The 2,786-nt window shown below is 37.7% G+C and carries 5 protein-coding genes; all 5 read left to right on the forward strand.

All coding sequences use genetic code 11. The features are described 5' to 3' along the window. Nucleotides 1-238: 238 nt before the first annotated feature. Nucleotides 239-739, forward strand: a complete 501-nt coding sequence (locus PHI38_RS10135; protein WP_299855754.1) for a single-stranded DNA-binding protein — start codon at nt 239-241, stop codon at nt 737-739. A gap of 137 nt (nt 740-876) precedes the next feature. Beyond that, entirely contained in the window at nt 877-1,161 is a 285-nt protein-coding gene (locus tag PHI38_RS10140; RefSeq protein WP_299855756.1) for a hypothetical protein, read from the forward strand. Nucleotides 1,162-1,198: 37 nt separating this feature from the next. Next, a complete protein-coding gene (locus PHI38_RS10145) occupies nt 1,199-1,522 on the forward strand; it encodes a GNAT family N-acetyltransferase (protein ID WP_299855758.1) in 324 nt (107 codons plus the stop codon). Further along, nucleotides 1,491-2,189, forward strand: a complete 699-nt coding sequence (locus PHI38_RS10150) for a hypothetical protein (protein ID WP_299855760.1) — start codon at nt 1,491-1,493, stop codon at nt 2,187-2,189. Before PHI38_RS10145 ends, PHI38_RS10150 begins: the two co-directional genes overlap by 32 nt. Before the next feature lie 3 nt (nt 2,190-2,192). Beyond that, nucleotides 2,193-2,456, forward strand: coding sequence for a hypothetical protein (locus PHI38_RS10155; protein WP_299855762.1), 264 nt, complete (start codon nt 2,193-2,195; stop codon nt 2,454-2,456). Nucleotides 2,457-2,786 lie beyond the last annotated feature (330 nt).

Consider the following 2,786-nt stretch of genomic DNA (forward strand, 5'->3'; position numbering starts at 1 on the left):
GTACATAATTACCCGCCTAGGGTATTTATGTTCTCTTTAACAATAACTCTCCCAATTTAAACAGCATAACAACTCTTTAAAACACTGATTAAGTTCAGAGGGATTTTTATTGTTAAAAATTAGTTGCCTCGTATGGAGGTTTACTTGTAAGCCATAAGATGCTGCAAGCAGCCCCATTAGAAGGGGGTAGCTTGCACTAAATTAACATTTTATTGCTTCTAATAAAAAAGGATTGACGATGTATAACAAAGTTATTTTGGTTGGAAATCTAACTAGAGATATTGAACTCAGATACTCTCAAGGCGGAATGGGTATAGCAAGCACTGGTCTTGCAACAAGCCGCAAATTCACCAGCAACGGTGAAAAAAAAGAGGAAGTCTGCTTCATAGATATCACGTTCTTTGCCAGAAGTGCAGAAATTGCCAACCAATACCTCAGAAAGGGGAGTAAAATTCTCGTTGAGGGCAGACTTAACTTTGATCAGTGGGTAGATCAAAACGGGCAGAAGCGCTCTAAGCACTCTGTTGTAGTGGAAACTATGCAGATGCTGGACTCAAAAGGCAGCGCTCAAAGCGGAGCTGACGAGTATCCTGCTCAACAGAACCAGCCGGCGCAGCAGAGTTATCAGCAGCATAGCTATGGGCAACCGCAAAGCTATCAAAAGCCAAGCACTCAGCAGATGCCTGATAACAGCTCTATCCCCGTAATCGACATTGATGAAGATGAAATTCCGTTTTAAAAAGCACTAAATACTTTATGTAAATAATAATAGTTATATGTGCTTCTCCCACTAGGGAGTTTCTTACACAATGCACAATTGTGTGATATAGGAACTCCCAAAAGGGACTCCTATGTCTAAAAAAATAGGAGGGCAAAATGGCTTACTATCTTCACACGGAAGAGGCTGTAGTTGAAATTATGCATCTAAGAACCACATCAGAGGTCTCTTTTTATAAAAAAAGAGCTTTAGAGAATGGTGAACCAGCCTCAATAATAAAGGGAGGGATAGAATACTTTGATATCACTTTGCTAGAGAAAACAAAAAAACAAGCAAAAGATGAAAGAAAAGAACAAATTGTATCCACCCCTGTACCAACTATTGCACCCGGCTCAAAGAGAAAAACAAGGCTAAGTAGACCTTGTTTTGAATTTGAGTATTGAAGCAACCCGATAAGTTTACTCCAAATGGAGTTCAACCATGCGTTATGCGCGTGGCATAGGACTCCGTAAGGAGACTCCTAGTTCAAAAAAACAACCAGAACTAAAAATAAACTATCTTGGGGCTAAAAAAAGATACCAAAACCAAGGTGTCGGCAGGAAAGTTGTTTTAGATCTAATTGATATGTGTCAAGAGCAAAAAATCAATAAAATTGCCATTGATGCCTATGCCGAATGTTTAGAGTTGCTTCATAAGAAGCCTACCACGGGGGCATACATAGTCACTGCCCTCAAGGGTAGGTATGCTCTTTTTTTCTCAAAAAGGAGATGTTATGACAAAAGCACGAAATTGGTTAACAAGTGAGTACCAAAAAGCAGGAATTGAGGGGCTTCGCATTGCAACTGTAATGGGAGTTCTCACAGAAACTTTAGCTGAGGCTAAAAAAACAAAGCAGTTTGATAAAAAACTAGCTCTTAGTAAAAACCTTTCAGTGTTGCTTCACGGAAGCGGCACTTTCGAAATCTATATTGGTATTAAAGGTGTTCTCAGCACACATCAAGTGTTCAAGATGAATGAGGCAAAGCCTCTCAACCAAGAGATTGAAGACATGGCTAAAATTTCTGCTCTTGCAACATATGTTTCATCAGATGTGTCTGAAGCATCTCAATATGATAACTTTATGGTTTTAGACACACTAGAAGACAGTGATATCGATATATGGGAGCCATTTGAATACAGGGGATTAGAAGAAATTCAAGAACTTGTAGAAGCAGAGTTTTCGACAACGCTTCAAAATTTTAAAAAAATTATCAGCTTAACAGAAAAAGTTGAAGCTAATATCTATGGCTATGAAGAGAGAATAAACGCAGCAGAGGCAGATATGTTTGAATGCCCAATGTGCGGGTCGCAAGAAATTAAATATGGAGATCCAGAACCTGACGGTTTATTTATTTATCGCATTCATGAGTGTAAAAATTGTAAATTCACATTTGAAGAACGCTACGCTCTCGACAGAGTTAAAGAGGCTTAACCAATGAATTCAGCACACAGAGTCGTTGAGACTGCGATAATAAAAGGCTTTTCCCATGCAGCAATAATGCCGGTAATAGTAATGTTTGTAATGCTCTATACAACTGAAAGTTTATGGGGGTTTTTATCTCCATTTGCTTATGTTGCGCTTGTTAGCTTCGTATACTACAAATCAGAAAATAAAGATATTAGCAAAATGATATTTTTTAGAACTCTGGGTGTGGTGAGTGCGCTTTTAATGGTTGTTCTATTGTTGATTATGTCTTAAAAAGCATCATTAATAAATCGTTGTAATTTTGGAAATTTTCCGCTTTGCACGACAATGGAATAAAACCCCATAAGAAGAATGGTGCCAACGAGCATTGCATATGCTTTATAAAGCATAAGCACAACAAAGCAAAAAACAATCACAAAGATTGCAATAAAGTTATAATTCATTAATAGCCTAGATGCATTTCGGAAATTATACCATAACAACCCCTCGGGGTTGTCAATTTATGAAAGAAATTTCTTTCATAAATAACATCTTCAACATCTTCTTAAAAAAACACCAGATTATCCAAAACCATCAACCTCAATAAACCGTACTCCACCATCT

Origin of the sequence: Sulfurimonas sp., assembly GCF_028694895.1 — a bacterium.
Classification (GTDB): Bacteria; Campylobacterota; Campylobacteria; order Campylobacterales; family Sulfurimonadaceae; genus Sulfurimonas.

Excerpts from the sequence above, each read along its gene's own strand:
- PHI38_RS10150 (WP_299855760.1), top strand. The coding sequence starts at position 1,491 with ATGACAAAAGCACGAAATTGGTTAACAAGTGAGTACCAAAAAGCAGGA.
- PHI38_RS10140 (WP_299855756.1), top strand. The coding sequence starts at position 877 with ATGGCTTACTATCTTCACACGGAAGAGGCTGTAGTTGAAATTATGCAT.
- PHI38_RS10145 (WP_299855758.1), top strand. The coding sequence starts at position 1,199 with ATGCGTTATGCGCGTGGCATAGGACTCCGTAAGGAGACTCCTAGTTCA.
- PHI38_RS10155 (WP_299855762.1), top strand. The coding sequence starts at position 2,193 with ATGAATTCAGCACACAGAGTCGTTGAGACTGCGATAATAAAAGGCTTT.
- PHI38_RS10135 (WP_299855754.1), top strand. The coding sequence starts at position 239 with ATGTATAACAAAGTTATTTTGGTTGGAAATCTAACTAGAGATATTGAA.